Genomic DNA, 22379 nt, shown 5'->3' with positions numbered 1-22379 from the left:
TGGGGTGTGTCTGCCTTGAGCGGACGGAGTCGATTCCACTAAAGCCATCGCAGGCAAGCCAGCTCCCACATTTGCATCTGCACAGTGTTCAAAATTTGATCAAACCTCTTGAAACCCTTTAACGCCCTGCCCTCCAGCCGTTACCCAACAACTTATCCACAAAGCCACCCACAGCAATTGTGGGCAACTGCGCTATTCACCTGAATTTAATTGAAGAAAATCCGTGACTTATTCAAGTCGTGGGGTTTCGGCATGTATTGCTCACTTATTGATCAAACACCTACAAGCCCCGTAGATAGAGGCCTGTAGCGGTACGCAAACACCTTATCCACAGAGCCACCAACAGAGATTGGGTGTAACTTCAAAAACGTTGTGGAAAACCCTATCAAACCGTCATGAACCGGGGGTTTTCACGGTTTCACAGTAAAATTGGTCATCTTTTACCCAAGTCTGTGTAAGCCACGTTTTATAAGGCTCTCAGCCGATAGCGAACATCTTATCCACAGAAGCGCCAACAGACTTTGGGGGCAAGTCTGTGTGTAAGCGCGGTTTTGCACGGGGAAAAAATCCAGGAAAAACCGCCAGTTAGCCTGGTTGTTTTTCGTACAGCGAGCTGGAGGGCTTGATTTGCAAGGGGTGTGGACAGCCGCGAACAGGTTATCCACAGACGGGTCAACAGGGATTGTGGGTAAGCCCATTGTGGGAGCCGGCTTGCCGGCGATGACGGTATGTCAGTCGAGACATCAGTCGGCTGAACGACCGCTATCGCCGGCAAGCCGGCTCCTACAAGGTTTGGGGGGGTTTTGGGTTAGCGTACGACGCCTTCTTCAACCAGCAGCTTGAGGATGGCTTCGGCACCCGCCTCCGGGCTGAGGCCCTTAAGCACTTGCCCGCCGCCGCCACTGGCCTTGGCCGTTGCGGCTTTCATCCGATCGGCACCGCTCTTGGCCTTGATCACCTTGAGGCGCTTGGGCCGAGGCTTGGCCGGTTGCAGCACGGCGCCTGTGAATAACTCGTCCTCTTCCACCTCAACCTCATGGGCAGCCAACTCGCCGCGTTGCGCGGGGCCGTAGGCACTTTGCCGGGGCTTGGGCGCGGCGTTGTCCACCGTTGCCAGGAAGGGCAAGCGCACCTTCAAGCGGCGGCGCTGGCCACGGGGCAAGGCTTGCAGCACATGGGCCACGCCGCCGTCGATGGACTCCACTTGCGCCAGCCCGACGATCAACGGCCAGCCCAATTGTTCGGCGAGCAGGAACGGCAGCATGCCCGAGCCTTCGCCGGTTTCCGCCTGGCTGCCAGCGAGCACCACCTGGGCACCTGCCTCGCGCAGGTAGTCGCTGAGCACCGGCAAGGCATCGCTGCCTGCGGGCTGTTCCAGCACCTGCAGTTGCGGCAACCCCATGCCCAGGTAGCTGCGCAGGGTCGGCTCGTTGATGTTGCCGGCATGCAGCACCTGCAACTTATCCCCAGCCATTTGCAGGCCCAGTTCGACGGCGCGCGCGTCCTGCTCGGCACGGCGCGGGCGCCCTGAAGTGGGGTGGGCGCCGATGGACACCAGGCTGATTACATTCGTGGTCATGGCCAACTCCTTAAGCTGCATCGCGCTTGGCGCCGTTGCGGTAAGCCTCGACCGCCGCGATCAAGGCGTGCAGGATCGCGGCGCTTTCGCCAATCACCGACAGGTCGGCACGCTTGATCATGTCGCAGCCAGGGTCCAGGTTGATCGCCACCACCTTGTCGCAGGCACCGATGCCCTGCAGGTGCTGGATCGCGCCGGAAATGCCCACCGCCACATACACCCGTGCCGTGACCCAAGTGCCACTGGCGCCGACCTGGCGATCACGCGCCATGAAGCCGTCGTCCACCGCCACCCGCGAAGCGCCTTCGGTGGCGCCCAGCGCAGCGGCGGTCTGGTGGAACAGCGCCCAGTCCTTCACACCGTTGCCGCCAGAGAAAATGAATTCCGCCTCGGCCATGGGAATCGCCGCCGGGTCCACCGCCACTGCGCCGAGGTCTTCGATACGCGGCAGGCTGCGGGCCAGGGGTGTGGATAACTCCACGGGCAAGGCTTCGTGACGGGTTTCGCTGACCGGATCGGCGCATTCGGCCGCCACCAGGATCAGGCGCGGCAGAGGGCGGGCCAAGTCTTCCTGGCCAGCACCGGCACGGCCGATGCACTCGTTGCCCTTGATCTGCCAGACACGTGTGGCCGGGCGTTCCTTGAGGCTGGCGGCAAAACGTCGACCCAATTCGCCCCCGCCACTGCGGCTGTCGGGCAGCAGCCAGTGACGCGGGTTGAATTGGTTATCCACAGCCCGCAAGCCCTGGACACGTTGCTCCGGAGAATAACCGTCGAATGCGTGACCTTCCAACACCAGCAGGCGGTCGACGCCGGCTGTGGCAAACGCGCTTTCCTTGTGCTCGCCAAACACCACCGCCAGCACGGCGCCGTCGCTGCCGGCCAACTGCCGCGCCAGGCCGAGCAAGTCGCGGTCGTGGCTGCTCAGGCGGCCGCCGACCATGTCCGGCACCACGTTGATGTAGAACGCAGGCGCTGGCACCTGGTGCAACGGCAACTGCACTTCCACCGCCGCCGTGCGCTTGGCCGCGCCGCCCTGTTGGGCGCCGCTGCGGTCGATGCGCTTGATACCGTTGGGGCCGATAAAACCGACGCCATGCACATTCTTGCGGATGACGCCGTTGGGCCCCATCCAGCTGTGTTGCACCGGCTGCATCGCCGCATGGAGCGGGTGCAGGCGGTTACGGGCGATCCATTCGGCCCGGGGGTCGCGGCGGATAATGTCGCTCATCAGTGCACCTCCGCAGGTTCACGCTTTAAAGGAGCTTTTGCCGGTGCGGCGTCTTCGAGCAATGCATCAGCAACAAGCTCGGCAATATCTTTGATCAGTGGGCGCGGTTCGACCACACCCTCAAGCATCGCCGTGCACTGTGGACAACCCACGGCCACCAGCTCGGCACCGGTTTCGCGGATGTCTTCCATGCGCATGTCCGGGATACGTTGCTTGCCGGGAATATCAGTGATCGGCGCCCCGCCACCGCCGCCGCAGCAGCGTGAACGGAAGCCCGAGCGTTGCATTTCCTTGACCTCGATACCCAGCGCTCGCAGCACTTGGCGCGGCGCTTCGTATTCACCGTTGTAACGGCCCAGGTAGCACGGGTCGTGGTAGGTCACGCTGTTGCCTTTGTGCTGGCCCAGGTTCAACGCGCCCTCGCCGATCAGCTCGGCCATGAAGGTGCTGTGGTGCTGCACGAGGTAATTGCCGTTGAAGGCGCCGTATTCGTTTTTCAGCACGTGGAAACTGTGGGGGTCGCAGGTGACGATGCGTTTGAAGCTGTATTTGGCCAGGGTCTGGATGTTGCGCGAGGCCAGCAGCTGGAAGGTCGCTTCATCGCCCAGGCGGCGGGCCACGTCACCGCTGTCGCGCTCTTCCAGGCCGAGTACCGCGAAGTCCACATTGGCGGCCTTGAGCACTTTGACGAACGCACGCAAGGTGCGTTGGTTGCGCATGTCGAAGGCGCCGTCGCCGACCCAGAACAGCACGTCAGTGGTGCCTTTTTCGCTGAGCAGCGGCAGGTTCAAATCCGCCGCCCAGTTCAACCGGCCACCCGGTGCAAAACCGCCGGGGTTGTCGGTGGCGATCAGGTTTTCCAGGACTTCGGCGCCCTTGTTCGGGGTCGCACCCTTTTCCAGGGTGAGGTGGCGGCGCATGTCGACGATGGCGTCCACGTGCTCGATCATCATCGGGCACTCTTCCACGCACGCGCGGCAGGTGGTGCAGGACCACAGGGTCTCGGCGTCCACCAGGCCATTGACGATCGGCTGGTGCGGGTTGCCGCCATGTTCGCCAATGGCTTTGCCTGGATACGGGCTGCCGGCGAACTTGGCATCGGTGCCACCGGCCAGGCCGACCACCATGTCCTGGATGAGTTTTTTCGGGTTCAGCGGTTGGCCGGCAGCGAACGCCGGGCACGCGGCTTCGCATTTGCCGCACTGCACGCAGGCGTCAAAACCGAGCAGTTGGTTCCAGGTGAAATCCTTGGGCTTTTCCACGCCCAGGGGCGCGGTTTTATCGCTGAGGTCCAGCGGCTTCAAACCGGTGGACCGGCCACCGCCGAAGCGTTCGGCACGGCGGTGCCAGGCCAGGTGCAGCGCACCGGCGAAGGCGTGCTTCATCGGGCCGCCCCAGGTCATGCCGAAGAACATTTCGGACACACCCCACAGCACACCCACGCTCAGCAAGGCGGCGAGCAGCCAGCCGCCGAAGTCAGCCGGCAGAATCCCGGCCACCGGCAAGGTGACCAGGAAGAAGCTCACCGAGAACGCCATGAGGCTCTTCGGCAGGCGCATCCACGGGCCTTTGGACAGGCGTGACGGCGGGTTGCGACGACGCAGGTACACGAAGGTAGCGCCGACAAACATCAGCACCGAGGCCAACAGCAGGGCATAACCGAGGATGCGGTTATGCAGGCCGAAACCGTGCACCAGAATGGCGAGCAGCGCCGATAGCACAAACCCGAGCGCCGTGGCGACGTGGGTGTTGGCGATGTATTTGTCGCGGGCGACCACGTGGTGCAGGTCGACCATGTAGCGCTTGGGCATGGCCAGCAGGCCGCCCAGCAAGTCGACCTTGGACGCACGGCCACGGCGCCACATGTTCACCCGGCGCAGGGCGCCGAGGACGGCGAGGCCCAGGGCGGCGAACAGCAGGATGGGAAGAAGGGTGTTCAGCATGGTGAAGCTCCCAAAGACCTCGGGGTCTTGCAGGTCGAGATGCCTTGCTCAATTCCTGTGGGAGCGGGCTTGCCCGCGATTGCAGTGTGTCAGTCAACAAAGATGTCTACTGAACCACCGCTATCGCGGGCAAGCCCGCTCCCACAGGGTTCTCCACAAGCCGTCAGAAATCCTTGCACAGGCGCAGGGCGTCATAGATCGCAGCGTGGGTATTGCGCTGCGCCACACAGTCACCGATGCGGAACAGCAAGTACCCGTCACCCGCTTCGCTCAAGCACGGTTGCGGCTTGATCGCGAACAGGGCTTCGACGTCGATCTGGCCCTTGTTGCGCGAGCCTTCCTTGAGTGCGTAGTAGATGGCTTCGTCCGGGCGCACGCCGTTCTCGACGACCACCTGGTCCACCACCCGCTCCTCTTTGGCGCCGGTGTATTCGTTCTCCAGCACCGCCACCAGCTTGTCGCCTTCGCGGTAGACCTTTTCCAGCATCATGTCGCCGGTCATGATCACTTCTTTGGGGTACATGCTGCGGTAGTAGGTGGGGAACGACGTACCGCCGATGGCCACGCCCGGCTTGATGTCATCGGTGACGATCTCGACCTGGCTGCCTTTGTCGGCCAGGAAGTCGGCCACCGACATGCCGGTGAATTCGCAGATGGTGTCGTACACCAGTACGTTCTTGCCCGGCGCGACTTTGCTGTCGAGCACGTCCCAACTGCTGACGACCAAGCCTTCGGCCGCGCCCCAGTGTTCGTTCTGTTCGACGTTCGGGGTGCCGCCGACCGCCAGTACCACCACGTCCGGACGCAAGTCCAGGATGGTGTCGGCATCGGCCGCCACGCCCAGGCGCAGGTCAACTTTCAAGCGTGCCAGCTCCAGCTGGAACCAGCGGGTGATACCGGCGATCTGGTCACGCTGCGGCGCCTTGGACGCCGTGGTGATCTGCCCACCGATAAATTCTTTTTTCTCGAACAAGGTCACGTCGTGGCCACGCTCGGCAGCGACGCGCGCAGCTTCCATCCCGGCAGGGCCGGCACCGACCACCACGACTTTGCGTTTTGGCCCGGTGGATTTTTCGATGATGTGCGGCACGCCCATGTATTCGCGGGAGGTCGCGGCGTTCTGGATGCACAGCACATCCAGCCCTTGGTACTGGCGGTCGATGCAGTAGTTGGCGCCGACGCACTGCTTGATCTGGTCGATCTGGCCCATCTTGATCTTGGCGATCAGGTGCGGGTCGGCAATATGCGCACGGGTCATACCGACCATGTCCACATAACCGCCTTCCAGAATCCGCGTGGCCTGGTTCGGGTCCTTGATGTTCTGCGCATGCAGCACCGGCACCTTGACCACTTCCTTGATACCGGCCGCCAAATGCAAGAATGGCTCCGGTGGATAACTCATGTTCGGGATCACGTTGGCCAGGGTGTTGTGCGTGTCACACCCTGAGCCGACCACACCGATGAAATCGAGCATGCCGGTGTCGTCGTAGTACTTGGCGATCTGCTTCATGTCCTCGTGGGACAAGCCGTCCGGGTGGAATTCGTCTCCGCACAGGCGCATGCCCACGCAGAAGTCATCGCCCACTTCGGCGCGTACAGCCTTCAGCACTTCCAGGCCGAACTTCATGCGGCCTTCAAAGGTGCCGCCCCATTCGTCGGTACGCTTGTTGACCCGCGGGCTCCAGAACTGGTCGATCATGTGCTGGTGCACAGCGGACAGTTCCACGCCATCCAGGCCACCGGCCTTGGCACGGCGTGCAGCCTGGGCGTAGTTGCCGATCACGCGCCAGATTTCTTCCGGCTCGATGGTCTTGCACGTGGCACGGTGCACCGGCTCACGCACGCCGGACGGCGACATCAGGGTTGGCCAGTTAAAACCATCCCACCGCGAGCGACGACCCATGTGGGTAATCTGGATCATGATCTTGGCGCCATGCTTGTGCATGGCGTCGGCGAGGTTCTGGAAGTGCGGGATGATGCGGTCGGTGGACAGGTTGACCGAGCTCCACCATTCCTGCGGGCTGTCGATGGCCACCACCGAGGAGCCGCCACAGATCGCCAGGCCGATGCCGCCCTTGGCTTTCTCTTCGTAGTACTTCACATAGCGGTCAGTGGTCATGCCGCCGTCGGTGGCATACACCTCGGCGTGGGCAGTGCTGAGTACGCGGTTGCGAATGGTCAGTTTGCCGATCTGGATCGGCTGGAACATTGCTTCGAAAGCCATGGCACGGTCCTCGGCTTACAACGGCTTGACGGTGAACAGGCCGTCATCGTGGCCCTCTTCGGAGCCTCCGTAGACTTGCTCTGCGACAGTGCGGATCTGGCTCCCGCGCGCTTGAAGAATCTGGTCCATGGCGCCGGCAAACCAGCCGGTGAACATGTAGTCGACCTTGCGCCCGACCTTGCCGTACACATAGACGAACGCCGAGTGTTCCAGCTTGACGCTGGCGGTGCCTTTGTCCAGGTCGATGTCCTGGATCTTGAACAGGCCCCAGCCGCGTTGCGACAGGCGCTTCATGTAGTGCTCGAACACCGCAACGCCTTCCAGGCCGTGGCATTCAGCTTCTTTTTCGCACCAGTGCCAGGCGGACTTGTAGCCGGCTTTGTAGAGGATTTCGGCATAGGCATCGGCGCCCAGCACTTCTTCAATACCGATGTGGTTGTTGACGAAGAAATGGCGCGGCACGTACAGCATCGGCAGGGCGTCGGAAGTCCAGACACCGGTTTCGCTGTCGACTTCGATAGGCAATTGCGGGGCGATCTTGGCCATGGAAACTTAACTCCAGAAAATTCGTTTGGATGCCCGCTGCGCGAAGGGCAGCGGGTTAAGGATTAGGAGAGCGGTGGCTTATTCGCCCCAGACGTCTTTCAAGACGTTGACCCAGTTCTCGCCCATGATCTTGCGCACCACGCGCTCGCTGTGGCCGCGCTTGAGCAGGGTCTCGGTGAGGTTGGGGAACTCGCCCACGGTGCGGATGCCCAGCGGGTTAATGATCTTGCCGAAGCTGGTCAGGCGGCGGGCGTAGCCCTTGTCATGGGTCAGCATTTCGAAGAAATCCTGGCCATGGCCCTGGGTGAAGTCGGTGCCGATGCCGATGGCGTCTTCGCCGACAATGTTCATGGTGTATTCGATGGCTTCGGCGTAGTCGTCGATGGTCGAATCGATGCCCTTGGCCAGGAACGGCGCGAACATGGTCACGCCGACAAAACCGCCGTGGTCGGCGATGAACTTGAGCTCTTCATCGGACTTGTTGCGCGGGTGCTCTTTCAGCCCGGACGGCAGGCAGTGGGAGTAGCACACCGGTTTCTTGGATTCGAGGATGACTTCTTCCGAAGTTTTGGAGCCCACGTGGGACAGGTCGCACATGATGCCGACGCGGTTCATCTCGCCCACCACCTCACGGCCAAAGCCCGACAAACCGCCGTCACGCTCGTAGCAGCCGGTGCCGACCAGGTTCTGGGTGTTGTAGCACATCTGCACCACCCCCACGCCGAGCTGCTTGAAGATCTCGACATAACCCAGTTGGTCTTCAAAAGCATGGGCGTTCTGGAAGCCGAAGATGATGCCGGTCTTGCCCAGTTCCTTGGCGCGGCGGATGTCGGCGGTGGTTTTCACCGGGATCACCAGGTCGCTGTTCTCACGGATCAGGGTCTGGCTGGCCACGATGTTATTGATGGTGGCCTGGAACCCTTCCCACACCGACACGGTGCAGTTGGCGGCGGTGAGACCACCTTTGCGCATGTCCTCGAACAGGTCGCGGTTCCACTTGGCAATAATCAGCCCGTCGATAACGATGCTGTCGGCGTGCAATTCGGCTGGGCTCATCAGGCGTCCCCTTATTGGCGATTCACGCGCCGAATCGTCTGCCGGCGCTTTGGGGCCAGCATATGCCCAGGGGCCGACAGAGCCGGGTGCAAAAACGACAGGGGAATTGCCGAAAGCGTCAATCCACGACAATTGGCAAATATGGCATTAGGCCTCTACTCCTTGTAATTTGTCCGGCAGGACCAAAAGACCCGCGCCTTAAGGCGCGGTGAAGCAGCCCAAAGGCATGATCAAAAAGCTCAATTAGAAAAGGAGATTCGGGGAAATGCTCACTTCAATCGATCAAGACGGGGCGATTCTTCATTTACGTAACAGGGAGAGCCACAATCTATTCGATATCGACTCTGTTTCCTTACTCATTGGACCCAATGGCAGCGGGAAAAGCCGATTTCTTCAACAGACGGTGGAAAAATTCGCGCCTCGGGCTCGACCTAAATTTGATTCGGACTGCCGACTGTCATTTGATTACCGTGGAACATTCGATCAAAAAAACTTAAGCGAATGGGGTTTAGTCTACTACACGCCCGTGCGTAACCGATTGACCTTCAGAAAACAGACAAACTTTATCGATGCCTCGCGCGCCCGCGACCAAAACCTCTTTCAACTTTATGAACATAAAAACATCTTAGAAGAGTTCGGCCTGAGCCTGGAGCTTTTCGCGAGATTTAGGTTTGACGAAAGAAAAATCAAGGATTTTCTAGCGAGAGCGCTGATTGACGACGAGAAAAACGAATATTCGAAGGTTTTCGACCACCCCGGTGTACTGTCCATCAGGGATTTGGAAAAGCGTCTTAAAAAATTCTCGGACTTCAATGGAAATCAAGACGAGCTAACTCACATGGAGCTCGAGTTAAAAAGCAGGATTGATTCGCTCGGCGACGAAATACTATTGGACTTGAATACCTCCGCGCAACACAACGTCAATAATCCAGAAAATTACCTGCTCGCACTATTTGGCGTTTTCCAGGCCATGCAGAAAATGAATCACAGTTTCCGAGCCTATGTCTCGCTACTCACCGAAGACATCCCATCTTACTACTTCAAGACAATCACTCTCTTACCTTCAAGAGAAGACAAGGCGATCAGTTGTCACACACTGTTCAAACGAACACTTATGATCTTGCAAAGATTCGACTTCAAAAAAGTTTCACGCGGCACTCATCAGTATCAAATTCAAGTAGAACGCGACCGCAGGATCTTCGAGAATTCAAATTTAAGTATTTTCGACATTGTGCTGCCCGGCATGAGCTCAGGCCAATGGGCAATAATAAATCAAGTAATCTCCATCTATGAAGCAATCAAGCAATTAGCCACAAAGCCTGACAAGGCCGCGAAAATCCTAGTACTTATTGATGAAGGCGATGCTTTTTTGCATCTGGCTTGGCAGCGTAAGTACATCTGGCAGGTCAACAATTTTCTGGCTGCGTGTAAGACAGAGTTTTCAATCCCGTGCCTACAGCTAATCATAGCGTCTCACTCTCCCTTGTTGACGTCTGATGTACCCAAGGAATTCATATGCCAATTGCAGCTACCGGAAACCGGCCAGGCTCGAGTACCGCAAGAGGATCAGCCTTCATTTGCTGCACCGCTTAACGCAATATTGAACATTTGCTTTGATGCAAGCACCATTGGCGAATTTGCTACACGACGAATAAATTCAACGATTGAGAACATTAAGCATAAACAACTCTCACCTCGTGACAAGTATCTTATTTCGATCATCGATGACCCGATCATAAAACGAGAGCTTGTGAGAATGAGCGAGCGCCCATCGTGATTATCAATGCTGCCAACACTTGGAAAACGGCCGAAAATCAACACACTACATATTTGAATTCGGTAATTAGACGTTTCCTCGAAAGACCTGCCGACACACTTAAGTCGACGCTGTCCCAGCCGTTTGTTCGACTTATTAGAAATAGACTGACATCCCATCAGCGTGCGGACATGGACATTACTGTTCAATGGCTGCTGCAGATAAAAAATCATGTCAATGTGTTTGAATATAACCATCTGATTGATGATTTGAAGCACGCATTCAACTACACATACTTTAGCAACAAAGAGAAACCCGGCTGGAACGCCTATAGTCTTTGTCGAGAGTCCAAGCTTAAAATCTGCCCTTACTGCCACCACGCATACGCTTTTACTGTATTTAAGGGTGAGGATGGGGCACTCAGACCTACACTTGACCATTTTTATCCAAAATCGCTTTATCCACATTTGGCTTTAACCCTATGCAACCTCATTCCTAGCTGTTACTCGTGCAACTCTTCTCTTAAAGGTGATGACGACGTTTACGCCAACAAACATCTGCATCCATATTTTGATGAGGAAACTATAAACTTCAAGATCACCCACGCATCTAAAACCATCGTAGATATTATCGGCTCGTTTCAAAAAATAAAAAATGAGTTGACAATTGAACTACTTTGGCCCGCAGACTGTGTCGCGAGCAGCAATAGTATGTCTCTCTTCGCTCTTGCAGCTCGCTATGAACACATGTCTTGCGAAGGGGTCGACTTTATTGCCTCACAGGTGGAAATTGAGGCGCTGTTAGGAAACCAAAAGGTCATCAAAAACATGCCTGATGAAGATGCTGACAAAAGCGGCGGTCCACTAAAGATCGAGGACGCCTACCTGAAAGCACGGCTACTGCGGTTTGAACGCAACGAGTACAAGCAATATATCTTGGGAAAAATGTACGCAGACCTATACGACCAATTCCATCGAGGGCTTGATAGCTGACTCTGGAATCGTACGTACATCCTCTGGGAGTTGTCGAAAGCGTCAATCCGCGACAAAGGGCATCAAGACACGTCTGACTGGCAGCTGTTATTTGTCTTACGCTTGGGCCAGAATTCCGCATCACCTGATATGAGACGGCGCAATGAAATCGATTTTCCTGGCTTTGGCACTCATCGCAACCACCGCACACGCGGCTGAAGACACCGACAACACGCCGTGCGATGGCATCGAAAACGACAAGCAAACCCTGGAATGCGCCACCTACAACAAAACCACCGCCGAGCAATTGCTCAAGGACAACTACCAAGGCCTGCTCGAACGCATGGGTTCGACCTACGGCAGCAACAAGTCGCAGCTCGCCGACATTACCGCTCGTCTGAAGGATGCCCAGCAGAAGTGGGAAAAACTGCGTGATGCCGATTGCGCCGTGGACACCTTCCCGGCAGTGAACGGCACCAAGGAATACGCCATCCAGCAGAACGACTGCCTGGCGCGGATGAGTGATGAGCGGTCGGAGTTTTTGGAGTCGATCGGACAGGAATAACAGGCTTAACACCGCTTGGAACGTTGAAAAGGAATTCACATGTATTACGCCCGCGAAGCGGAACGGGATTACCTGTTCACGCGCGCTGTTCTGCTGTTTATATTCACATTGATACTGTCACTGATGCTGTCCCTGTCGGTCAGCCGGGGTGCACCACACGGACTGATCAAGGCAGCCCCCGTAGAAGCCGTTGGGGAAATCACTCAACTCGAAAGCGTCGGCCCGCGAAACACAAGCACCAACGTTTATTACTCGTTCAGCCATGAAGGCCAACGCGAAGACGGCATGGTGAATAACAGCAGCTTCGTTGAAGACCCTGGTTACGAAGTCGGCGACGAGGTCGCCGTGGTGTATTCAAAATGGTTTCCAACGGTGCATAACATCAAGGCCAACTTTCATTCGAGTTCGCCTAATTTCTACATCATGAGCGCCAGCAGCGGCTTGATGATTGTGTGCTGGATGCTGATCCTGTGGACCGTGCACCGGATCTATCAGCACAAAGCCGAAGATCGCTATTACTGACCCCCTCTCATTCCATAGGCTCGAAAATGACTCTCTGCGGCATCGAAATCAAAGGCAGCGAAGCCATCATCGCTGTCGCTTCCCTGGACAACGGAGCGCTGGCCCATGTCACCCTGGCCACCAAGAAAATCGCCCTGGAAGACGACGATGAAGCGGCCAACGTCAAAGCCTTCGCCGCCCAGGTGAAGGCGTTCGTACAGGACAACGCCATCGAGCGAATCGCCATCAAGAAGCGCAGCAAGAAAGGCGAGTTCGCCGGTGGCCCGACCACGTTCAAGATTGAAGGGGTGTTTCAGTTGCTGGACGGTGTGGAGGTGACGCTGCTGTCGCCGCAGACCATTAATGCGCAGAACAAGAAGCACAACTTCGAGTTGCCGGCGACGCTGAACAAGTACCAGCATGAAGCCTACAAAGCGGCGTGTTCGGCCCTGCTGAAAAAATAAGCCACACCACCTATCCACTGTGGGAGCTGGCTTGCCTGCGATAGCGGTACATCAGTTGACATCTATCGCGCTGACCCACCGCCATCGCAGGCAAGCCAGCTCCCACATTTGATTTGAGTTGTCCCTTAGTCAGGTGTACGGCGCTTGTGCTTCAGCCAATCTCCAAACGTCTTGTCCTCCAGGGCATACCCGCCCCGGCTCGACTTCCACACCAACTCCTTATCCCGCAGGGCATCAATGCAAGCCTGAATCGTCTGGGTGCCCGGCACTACATCGCTGCCCATCTCTTCCAACGCCTTGCTGACCGCCGCGAGGGTGCTGTCGGTAAACGGCGCAAACGGCTCGTTGTTTTGCGAACGCTCCACCATCACGTCCAGCACGGCACGCTGGGGAATAGTGAGGTTGTTCCAGGCGCTTTCAAACTCGGTCCACACACCTGCGCGCAGCAACTCGGCTCGGCTGTGCAGCAGTTGGCCCAGGTTGCTCGCCTCGCCCAGTTCCAACGCCACTTCACCAATAATGGTGCGCAGCATCTCGGGACGACGGCCCACCAACTCAAAGGCCTCATCGATGTCGGCAGCGTTGAACTGGTTAGTCTTGGCCAGATTCGCGTTGAGGTGCGCGGTGTAGGCCTGGGTGAACGCTTTGCCTAACAGCGGAAACGGCGTGATGCTGGAACCGAAGAACGGCTGGCTTTTGCCCAGCACCAAGTGGGCCAGCTTGTCGCGGTTGGAGCCGGTGAACACCAGGTGCAACCCACTGCCCTCCTCATCACGCCCTTGGTTGAGCTGATCCCGGGCGGCCTTCAACGCGAACATCGCGTTGATGCCTGAATCGCTGGTCAGCGCGTGCTGCGCTTCATCAATGACCAGCACAACGGGTTTTTCCGCCGCGTGATGCAGCAGCTCCAGCGCCTGGGTCAACGTCGCGCCAACAGGCAACTGAGGCTTGCTGAAATCCCAGGACAGCGTCCGCAGAAAGCTCAGCTTTTCGATGCCAATGTTCTTGGCCAGCTTGCGAATGCCCTTTTCGTAGGGCACCAGCGCGGCGGCAATTGCGCTGGCAATCAACTCTGCCGGATCTTTCTCTTTGTCCGCCCACAGGTCGACATACACGGCCAGCCAGCCTCGAAGCTGACACTCCGGGATGAGGTCTTCACGCAAAAAAGTACTTTTGCCTGTTCGGCGCGGCGCTGCGAGAAACAGGCCAGAGGTGAAATCCTGAATGCCAGCCCCCACCAGGCCGTCGGCAATGCTGCTAGCCAGGGCGGGGCGGCGGAATACAAAGCCGCTGTGCTTGGACATGGTTTTATACTCAATTATTCAAAGGACTATAAATTATAGTCATGAGTATAATTGACTATAATTGCCCGTCAAACTACCTCCCGTCGCCGATCCTCCCTCGGGCACTTGGCAAACCGCGCCCGATAACTGCGCGTGAAATACGACGGCGACTCAAACCCGCAGGCAATACTCACTTCCAGCACGCTCATGTCGCTTTGACGTAAGAGCTGCCGGGCTTTTTCCAGGCGCAGGCCGAGGTAGAAGTTGCTGGGTGTGTCGTTCAAATGCAGGCGGAACAGGCGCTCCAGCTGGCGGCGCGTCACTTTGATCGCTTCCGCCAGGGCCAGGGTGCTCAAGGGCGGCTCGGTGTGCTGCTCCATCTCACCAATCACCTGCACCAGCTTTTTGTTGTTGATGCCATAGCGTGTGGCAATCTGCATGCGCTGGTGGTCTTTGCGCGGGCGAATGCGGCCGAGCACGAACTGCTCGGACACCTGGATCGCCAGTTCCGGGCCATGGGCCTGGGCGATCAGGTCGAGCATCAGGTCGATGGAGGCCGTCCCGCCGGCGCAGGTGATGCGACGGCGGTCGATCTCGAACAGTTCCTGGGTCACGGTGAGCAGTGGATAAGATTCCTTGAAGGCGTCGATGGCTTCCCAATGCAGGGTCAAGCGATGGCCGTCGAGCAGGCCAGCTTCGGCAAGCACGCAGGCGCCGGTGTCGATGGCGCCCAGGGTCACGCCGTCGTGATCGAGGCGGCGCAGCCAGTGCTCCAGGGCGGGCGTGGCGAACTGCAGCGGTTCGAAACCCGCCACCACTAACAACGTCGCACCTTTTTTCAGTGGCTCCAGCGCAGCGTCGGCGTTGACCGACATGCCGTTGCTCGCCAGCACCGCGCCGCCGTCGGCACTCAACACATGCCAGCGGTACAGCTCGCCACGAAAGCGGTTGGCCACCCGCAGCGGTTCCAGCGCAGAGATAAAGCCAATGGCCGAGAAGCCCGGCATCAGCAAAAAGTAGAAATCCTGGGACATGGTGGCGCTCTCGTAGGACGGGCAGCGTGGCACTGTGATACTCCCGTTCTCGGGTGGATTCAAGGGGGCAGGTCGCTGCAGTGCAAGAGCTGGTCGCCGCCGTGCGTTTTGTCGCCTGCGAAGGTACGTAACTTGGCCTCACGGCGCACAAAGACGCCGGACCCCACAATAACGACCTGCCGAGGGATCCACCATGAACCGACTGATCAGCCGCTGCGTGCTTGCACTCAGCGCCAGCGCCATCTTGAGCACGAACGTACTGGCCGCCGACGCGGCGTCCTGCCAGAACGTGCGCATGGGCGTGGTGAACTGGACCGACGTAATCGCCACCAGCGCCATGACCCAAGTGTTGCTCGACGGCCTCGGCTACAAGACCAAACAGACCAGCGCCTCCCAGCAAATCATCTTCGCCGGCATCCGTGACCAACGCCTGGACCTGTTCCTGGGCTACTGGAACCCGCTGATGACCCAGACCATCACCCCGTTCGTCGACGCCAAGCAGGTCAAGGTCCTCGACAAGCCGAGCCTGGAAGATGCGCGCGCCACCCTGGCCGTGCCGACTTACCTGGCCGACAAGGGTTTGAAGACCTTTGCCGACATCGCCAAGTTCGAAAAAGAACTGGGCGGCAAGATCTACGGCATCGAACCCGGCTCGGGCGCCAACACCCAGATCAAGGCGATGATCGCCAAGAACCAATTCGGCCTGGGCAAGTTCCAGCTGGTGGAGTCCAGCGAAGCCGGCATGCTCGCCGCCGTCGACCGCGCCGTTCGCCGCAAGGAAGCCGTGGTGTTCTTCGGCTGGGCGCCGCACCCGATGAACGTCAACGTCGCCATGACTTACCTCACCGGCAGCGACGACGCCCTGGGCCCGAACGAAGGCATGGCCACCGTGTGGAGCGTCACGTCGCCGACCTACGCCGAACAGTGCCCGAACATCCACAAGTTGCTGACCAACCTCACCTTCACCGCCGCCGACGAGAGCCGGATGATGCAGCCGTTGCTGGACCACAAGGACGCCATCGAGTCCGCCAAGCAGTGGCTCAAGGATCACCCGCAAGACCAGGCCCGCTGGCTGGAAGGCGTGACCACCTTCGACGGCAAGCCGGCCGCCGCCAACCTGCAATTGACCAGCAAATAACCTGATTTGAATCACCGCTTCGCAGCCGCTCCTGGCTGCGAACGGCACCATTACGCCCGCCTGTAAGGAACCGCCTCATGAACCACGACGTCATCATCACCTGCGCACTCACCGGTGCTGGCGACACGACCAGCAAAAGCCCACACGTGCCGGTCACTCCCAAACAAATCGCTGCTGCGGCGGTAGAAGCCGCCAAGGCCGGCGCCACGGTTGTGCACTGCCATGTGCGTGACCCACAAACCGGCAAGTTCAGCCGCGACGTGGCCCTGTACCGCGAAGTGATGGAGCGCATCCGCGAGGCCGACATCGACATCATCGTCAACCTCACCGCCGGCATGGGCGGCGACCTGGAGATCGGTGGCGGCGAGAACCCGATGGAGTTCGGCCCCAACACCGACCTGGTCGGCCCGCTGACCCGCCTGGCCCATGTGGAAGAGCTGCTGCCAGAAATCTGCACCCTGGACTGCGGCACCCTGAACTTCGGCGATGGCGACACCATTTACGTCTCCACCCCTGCGCAACTGCGCGCCGGCGCCAAACGCATCCAGGAGCTGGGCGTGAAGGCCGAGCTGGAAATCTTCGACACCGGCCACCTGTGGTTCGCCAAGCAGATGATCAAGGAAGGCCTGCTGGACGACCCGCTGTTCCAACTGTGCCTGGGCATCCCATGGGGCGCACCAGCCGACACCACCACCATGAAAGCCATGGTCGATAACCTGCCGGCCAACGCCGTGTGGGCAGGCTTCGGCATCGGTCGCATGCAAATGCCGATGGCCGCGCAAGCGGTGCTGCTGGGCGGCAACGTGCGGGTCGGCCTGGAAGACAACCTGTGGCTGGACAAAGGCGTGCTCGCCACCAACGGCCAACTGGTGGAGCGCGCCAGTGAAATCCTCAGCCGCCTGGGCGCACGAGTCATGACCCCGGCCGAAGGCCGCGTGAAGATGGGCCTGACCAAGCGCGGCTGATCCTTTCAGAACACAACCAACCCTGTAGGAGCCGGCTTGCCGGCGATGAGGCCCTCATGCCTGTGGCGATGCCTCTGACGCCATCGCCGGCAAGCCGGCTCCTACACTGCCTCCATTCAGGAATATGCCATGAGCTTTATCACCGAAATCAAAACCTTCGCCGCCCTCGGCAGCGGTGTCATCGGCAGCGGCTGGGTGTCCCGCGCCCTGGCCCATGGCCTGGACGTCGTGGCCTGGGACCCGGCGCCCGGCGCCGAAGCTGCGCTGCGCAAACGCGTCGCCAATGCCTGGGGCGCCCTGGAGAAACAAGGCCTGGCGCCGGGTGCCTCCCAGGACCGCCTGCGCTTTGTCGCCACCATCGAGGAGTGCGTGAAAGACGCCGACTTCATCCAGGAAAGCGCTCCGGAACGTCTCGAGCTGAAGCTGGAATTGCACAGCAAGATCAGCGCCGCGGCCAAGCCCAACGCATTGATCGGCTCCAGCACGTCCGGCCTGTTGCCAAGCGAGTTCTACGAAGGATCGACCCACCCGGAACGCTGCGTGGTCGGCCACCCGTTCAACCCGGTTTACCTGCTGCCGCTGGTGGAAGTGGTGGGCGGAAAGAACACTGCACCGGAGGCCATTCAAGCCGCGATCAAGGTGTATGAATCCCTTGGCATGCGCCCGCTGCACGTGCGCAAGGAAGTCCCCGGCTTCATCGCCGACCGCCTGCTCGAAGCGCTCTGGCGCGAGGCGCTGCACCTGGTGAATGACGGCGTGGCCACCACCGGCGAAATCGACGACGCGATCCGCTTTGGCGCCGGCCTGCGCTGGTCGTTCATGGGCACCTTCCTGACCTACACCCTGGCTGGCGGCGATGCCGGTATGCGGCACTTCATGGCGCAATTCGGCCCGGCGCTGCAACTGCCATGGACCTACCTGCCGGCGCCGGAGCTGACCGACAAGTTGATCGATGACGTGGTGGACGGCACCAGCGATCAGTTGGGCAAGCACAGCATTTCGGCGCTGGAACGCTATCGTGATGATTGCCTGCTGGCGGTGCTGGAAGCGGTGAAGACCACCAAGGAAAAGCACGGTATGACATTCGCTGAATAACCGCTGTTGATCCCTGTAGGAGCCGGCTTGCCGGCGATAGCCCCCTCAAGGACGCCATCGCCGGCAAGCCGGCTCCTACAGTTGACCGAGTACCTACCCGGAATTTATGTCATGCCTGCACTGACGACCTACACCACCCACATCCAGCCCGACTGGGTGGACTACAACGGCCATCTGCGCGATGCGTTCTATCTGCTGATCTTCAGCTACGCCACCGACGCACTGATGGACACCCTGGGCCTGGACAGCGAAAACCGCGAAGCCAGCGGTCATTCGCTGTTCACCCTCGAGCTGCACCTGAACTACCTGCACGAAGTGAAACTTGGCGCCGAGGTGGAGGTGCACACCCAACTCATCGCCCATGACGCCAAGCGCCTGCACCTCTATCACAGCCTGCACCTCGTAGGCGACGAGAAGGAATTGGCGGGCAACGAACAGATGCTGCTGCACGTCGACCTCGCCGGCCCGCACTCCGCGCCGTTCACCGAGGCCACGCTGGAAAAACTCACGGCCATCAGCGCAGAACAGGCCGACCTGCCACGCCCCGCCCTGCTTGGCCGAGTGATTGGACTGCCACCCAAAAAATAAAAACAAGGAGCCACCATGCAAACCGCCGCCGCTGTTGCCGATTTCCGTACCTACCCGAAGATCTGTGACCTCGACGAGGTCCAGGTGCTCGACGATCAGATTCGTGTGCGCTGGGCCGATGGGCGGGTCAGCCCTTTCCATCATCAGTGGCTGCGGGACAACTGCCCGTGCGCGCACTGCGTGTACAGCGTGACCCGCGAGCAGGTGCTGGAGATCGTCGATGTAGACGAGCAGCTCACCGCAATCAGCGCGCACATCGTGCAAGGTGACCTGAGCGTGGAATGGAGTGGCGGCCACCACAGCCGGTACGACCCTGGCTGGTTGCGGGCTCACGCCTACGACGATGAGTCCCGTGCCGAACGGCGTGCGGCAAAACCCAAATCCCAGCTGTGGGACAGCCGTTTCGAGCTGCCGATTTTCGACTATGCAGCCGTCATGCAAGACTCCGACGCGTTGCTGCAGTGGCTGCTGGCCCTGCGCGACACCGGCCTGACGCAAATCCGTGGCGTGCCCACCGAGCCCGGCTCACTGGCGTTCATCGCCAAGCGCATTTCGTTCATCCGCGAGAGCAACTTCGGCGTGCTGTTCAACGTGCAATCCAAGGCCGATGCCGACAGCAATGCCTACACCGCGTTCAACCTGCCGCTGCACAGTGATTTGCCGACGCGGGAGCTGCAGCCGGGCCTGCAATTCCTGCATTGCCTGGTGAACGACGCCGACGGTGGCGAGAGCATTTTTGTCGACGGGTTTGCCATCGCTCAGGCCCTGCGCAACGAAGACCCCGAGGCGTTTCGCGCCCTCTGTGAGATCCCCGTGGAATTTCGCAACAAGGACCGCCACAGCGACTACCGCCGGCTCGCGACGATCATTGCGCTGGATGCCCTGGGCGAAGTGGCGGAGATCCGCATGGCTAACTTTCTACGCGGGCCGTTCGAGGCCAGCGTGGAGCAGATGCCTTTGCTGTACCGCGCGTATCGGCGGTTTATTGCGATGACGCGGGAGGAGCGTTTCCGCGTGGTACAGCGCCTGAATCCGGGTGAGTTGTGGTGCTTTGATAACCGCCGGACGTTGCATGCGCGTAATGCATTCGACCCGGCGTCCGGGGCGCGGCATTTTCAGGGGTGCTATATCGATCGGGATGAGTTGTTGTCGCGGATATTGGTATTGCAACGGTAGACCGAGGTGCAGCCATCGCAGGCAAGCCAGCTCCCACAGGGGAATGCATTCCAAAGGTGGAACTCGGTCAAATGTGGGAGCTGGCTTGCCTGCGATGAGGCTGGTACAAACACCCCAAAACCCAGGCAAAAAAAGCCCCAACCCAGCCGTGACTGGATCGGGGCAGAGCGCTTGGTGTGAGCGTGACATCCCGAGGGTGACCAAACCTTCAAGGTGCTTGCCTGGCATTCAGTGTGCCTATTACTGCTGTCGGTAAATGGCCCGAAAACGACATGCTCATAGCCATCTGAGGCATTCGTTGATTCTGCCCTTGCCGACCGCTCGGGGGGCTACCAGAATCGAGGTCAGACCCCGCTCCCTACACCAGGAAAAACGCCATGATGCACGCGGATTTGATTGACCAGGATGACCTGCTGGGCCACCTGCGCTCGCTGGGTTTTGAAGTGTCCAGCGGCGCCACCGCCGAGCAGGCTTGCGAGTGCGCGGTACGCGGCTTGAGTGCGGCTCGGGCCAAGGCACTCAAGGGCATGGTGGAACAGATGTACACCGGCAGTGCGACGATTTTGCCGGCGGTGCGCCAGGCGATCGACAAGCAGTTGTTGCCGGCGTTGGTGCAGTTCAAGCAGAACTCTGGCGCCTGATAGATTGCTATCGCTGGCAAGCCAGCTCCTACAGGGGAATGCGTTCCAACTGTGGGAGCTGGCTTGCCTGCGATGAAGGCGACTCGGTCTAAAGCCTTACGCTGGCAAACGTCGACTCATTACGCGCCTGGCTCAACGCCGACATCGGCCCCGACAACGGTGACAACACCAGCGCCTGCGGAATCGGCATCATCGCCACCTGTTGGGTGGTGTTGGAGCCTACGCGCTCATCCCGTGGCGGAATGCCGAAGTATTCGCGGTAGCACTTGGAGAAGTGCGGCGTGGAGACAAACCCGCACACCGACGCCACTTCGATGATCGACATCGGCGTTTGCTTGAGCAACTGCCGAGCACGGATCAGGCGCAGCTTGAGGTAGTAGCGCGACGGCGAGCAGTGCAGGTATTTCTGGAACAGGCGCTCCAGCTGACGACGGGACACGGCGACATACACCGCCAGTTCGTCCAGGTCGATCGGCTCTTCCAGGTTGGCTTCCATCAGCGCGACGATTTCCTGCAGCTTCGGCTGGTTGGTGCCGAGCATGTGCTTGAGCGGCACACGCTGGTGGTCCTGTTCGTTGCGGATGCGTTCGTACACGAACATCTCAGAGATGGCGGCCGACAGTTCACGGCCGTGGTCGCGGCTGATCAGGTGCAGCATCATGTCCAGCGGCGCGGTGCCGCCCGAACTGGTGAAGCGGTTACGGTCGAGGGTGAACAGGCGTGTGCTCATGGCCACGCGGGGGAAGGCTTCCTGCATCGACGCCAGGCATTCCCAGTGCACGCTGCAATCGAACCCATCCAGCAACCCGGCGCAGGCCAGGGCCCAGCTGCCGGTGCACACCGCGCCAAGGCGGCGGGACTGGCGCGCCTGGCTTTGCAGCCACGACACGTGCTCACGGGTCACGGTACGTTGGATACCCACGCCGCCGCACACAATCACGGTGTCCAGGGCTGGGGCTTTGTGCATGGAGGCATCGGGGGTGATCTGCAGACCGTCGCTGGCCCACACCTGGTTTCCGTCAACACTCAAGGTGGTCCAGCGATACAACTCGCGGCCGGAGAGTTGGTTGGCCATGCGCAGCGGTTCGACTGCGGAAGCCAGGGAAATCAGCGTGAAATTGTCCAGCAGCAAAAAGCCGATGGATTGAGGCGCACGGTTCTGGGGTTGGGCCCCGGAGTTGAACGACGTCATCGCGGTATCTCCTCACACAAAGCGGGTGATGGCCTCAGGCGAGGCTCTTGTTATTGCGCTCGTCTGCGACACAGAACGAGGCTTTGAATTGATAGAGCAAATGCCATGCCTAAAATTGAATGGCCGTCCAATAACTCCTAAAAACGACCTCATGACGCGTCTATATAAGCCCGCGCGGTATGTGCGGGATATGACCCGAAATGGGCGTAGGAGCAGGCCTACCTGAGGGGTGTGAGCAGATCGGTAGCACTTGTGGGAAGGCGCTTTGCGGGTGTGGGAGAAGTCTGTCACCGCAAGCGCGGATGACGAGGGGTCAGGCGGGAAATCGTTTGGGAGCTACTTATCTGTTTGCGACGCGCTAAAAGGTGGCGCTTTTGGATCCGGGTGTTCACTTTATGAGCAGTGTTGCCTGGGCTGACGCTATCGCCGGC

The 22379-nt window shown here is 59.4% G+C and carries 20 protein-coding genes; 11 read left to right on the top strand and 9 right to left on the bottom strand.

Annotated features, from left to right (window positions below):
- Positions 1-808 precede the first annotated feature (808 nt).
- From etfB to AC07SU_RS13600, 6 genes are all read right to left on the bottom strand, one after another.
- A complete protein-coding gene (etfB, locus tag AC07SU_RS13625; RefSeq protein ID WP_176996675.1) occupies positions 809-1579 on the bottom strand; it encodes an electron transfer flavoprotein subunit beta in 771 nt (256 codons plus the stop codon).
- Positions 1580-1589: 10 nt separating this feature from the next.
- Complete coding sequence (gene etfA / locus AC07SU_RS13620) at positions 1590-2810, bottom strand: electron transfer flavoprotein subunit alpha (RefSeq protein ID WP_494997303.1); 1221 nt, start codon at positions 2808-2810, stop codon at positions 1590-1592.
- Complete coding sequence (gene dgcB, locus AC07SU_RS13615; protein WP_494997302.1) at positions 2810-4753, bottom strand: dimethylglycine demethylation protein DgcB; 1944 nt, start codon at positions 4751-4753, stop codon at positions 2810-2812. Before dgcB ends, etfA begins: the two co-directional genes overlap by 1 nt.
- A gap of 163 nt (positions 4754-4916) precedes the next feature.
- Positions 4917-6977, bottom strand: coding sequence for a dimethylglycine demethylation protein DgcA (dgcA, locus tag AC07SU_RS13610; protein WP_494997301.1), 2061 nt, complete (start codon positions 6975-6977; stop codon positions 4917-4919).
- A gap of 15 nt (positions 6978-6992) precedes the next feature.
- The gene (locus tag AC07SU_RS13605; protein ID WP_016977793.1) at positions 6993-7523 is read right to left on the bottom strand and encodes a DUF5943 domain-containing protein; all 531 of its coding nucleotides are present in this window, start codon (positions 7521-7523) and stop codon (positions 6993-6995) included.
- 78 nt (positions 7524-7601) lie between these two features.
- Entirely contained in the window at positions 7602-8579 is a 978-nt protein-coding gene (locus tag AC07SU_RS13600) for a dipeptidase (protein ID WP_176996679.1), read from the bottom strand.
- Between the two features lie 265 nt (positions 8580-8844).
- Here AC07SU_RS13600 and AC07SU_RS13595 point away from each other — a divergent pair, with 265 nt between their 5' ends.
- The 5 genes from AC07SU_RS13595 (at position 8845) to AC07SU_RS13575 (ending at position 12836) form a co-directional block, all read left to right on the top strand.
- Positions 8845-10356, top strand: coding sequence for an AAA family ATPase (locus tag AC07SU_RS13595; protein ID WP_494997300.1), 1512 nt, complete (start codon positions 8845-8847; stop codon positions 10354-10356).
- Positions 10353-11327 (top strand): hypothetical protein, encoded by a 975-nt coding sequence (locus AC07SU_RS13590; RefSeq protein ID WP_494997299.1) that lies wholly within the window; start codon positions 10353-10355, stop codon positions 11325-11327. Before AC07SU_RS13595 ends, AC07SU_RS13590 begins: the two co-directional genes overlap by 4 nt.
- Positions 11328-11469: 142 nt before the next feature.
- The gene (locus tag AC07SU_RS13585; RefSeq protein WP_176996680.1) at positions 11470-11871 is read left to right on the top strand and encodes a lysozyme inhibitor LprI family protein; all 402 of its coding nucleotides are present in this window, start codon (positions 11470-11472) and stop codon (positions 11869-11871) included.
- Positions 11872-11910: 39 nt separating this feature from the next.
- Positions 11911-12393, top strand: a complete 483-nt coding sequence (locus AC07SU_RS13580; RefSeq protein WP_494997298.1) for a hypothetical protein — start codon at positions 11911-11913, stop codon at positions 12391-12393.
- 26 nt (positions 12394-12419) lie between these two features.
- Positions 12420-12836, top strand: a complete 417-nt coding sequence (locus tag AC07SU_RS13575; protein WP_494997297.1) for a DUF3010 family protein — start codon at positions 12420-12422, stop codon at positions 12834-12836.
- Positions 12837-12961: 125 nt separating this feature from the next.
- Here the strand turns inward: AC07SU_RS13575 and AC07SU_RS13570 are convergent, their stop codons facing one another.
- Together AC07SU_RS13570 and AC07SU_RS13565 are read right to left on the bottom strand one after the other, a co-directional pair.
- Entirely contained in the window at positions 12962-14140 is a 1179-nt protein-coding gene (locus tag AC07SU_RS13570; RefSeq protein ID WP_494997296.1) for an AAA family ATPase, read from the bottom strand.
- A 68-nt stretch (positions 14141-14208) separates the two neighbouring features.
- Positions 14209-15153 (bottom strand): GlxA family transcriptional regulator, encoded by a 945-nt coding sequence (locus AC07SU_RS13565; protein WP_494997362.1) that lies wholly within the window; start codon positions 15151-15153, stop codon positions 14209-14211.
- Between the two features lie 193 nt (positions 15154-15346).
- Between AC07SU_RS13565 and AC07SU_RS13560 the strand changes: the two genes are divergently transcribed.
- The 6 genes from AC07SU_RS13560 (at position 15347) to AC07SU_RS13535 (ending at position 20756) form a co-directional block, all read left to right on the top strand.
- Positions 15347-16291, top strand: a complete 945-nt coding sequence (locus tag AC07SU_RS13560; RefSeq protein WP_176996684.1) for a choline ABC transporter substrate-binding protein — start codon at positions 15347-15349, stop codon at positions 16289-16291.
- 77 nt (positions 16292-16368) lie between these two features.
- Positions 16369-17256: a 3-dehydrocarnitine:acetyl-CoA trimethylamine transferase CdhC gene (gene cdhC / locus AC07SU_RS13555; RefSeq protein ID WP_176996685.1), complete on the top strand. Its 888-nt coding sequence runs from the start codon at positions 16369-16371 to the stop codon at positions 17254-17256.
- A 129-nt stretch (positions 17257-17385) separates the two neighbouring features.
- Entirely contained in the window at positions 17386-18351 is a 966-nt protein-coding gene (locus tag AC07SU_RS13550; protein ID WP_017476440.1) for an L-carnitine dehydrogenase, read from the top strand.
- Between the two features lie 111 nt (positions 18352-18462).
- Positions 18463-18939, top strand: coding sequence for a thioesterase family protein (locus AC07SU_RS13545; protein WP_176996687.1), 477 nt, complete (start codon positions 18463-18465; stop codon positions 18937-18939).
- A gap of 15 nt (positions 18940-18954) precedes the next feature.
- On the top strand, positions 18955-20115 hold the full coding sequence (locus AC07SU_RS13540) for a gamma-butyrobetaine dioxygenase (RefSeq protein ID WP_494997295.1): 1161 nt from the start codon (positions 18955-18957) through the stop codon (positions 20113-20115).
- 377 nt (positions 20116-20492) lie between these two features.
- Positions 20493-20756 (top strand): hypothetical protein, encoded by a 264-nt coding sequence (locus AC07SU_RS13535; protein ID WP_176996689.1) that lies wholly within the window; start codon positions 20493-20495, stop codon positions 20754-20756.
- An 88-nt stretch (positions 20757-20844) separates the two neighbouring features.
- On the opposite strand, the gene gbdR is transcribed toward AC07SU_RS13535, so the two are convergent.
- On the bottom strand, positions 20845-21948 hold the full coding sequence (gene gbdR / locus AC07SU_RS13530; protein WP_005792167.1) for a choline metabolism transcriptional regulator GbdR: 1104 nt from the start codon (positions 21946-21948) through the stop codon (positions 20845-20847).
- Between the last annotated feature and the right edge of the window lie 431 nt (positions 21949-22379).

This window comes from Pseudomonas sp. GW821-FHT05H12, from assembly GCF_059419385.1.
The sequence above is the reverse complement of the archived record's forward strand: the minus strand, read 5'-3'. Positions and strand labels throughout refer to the sequence as shown.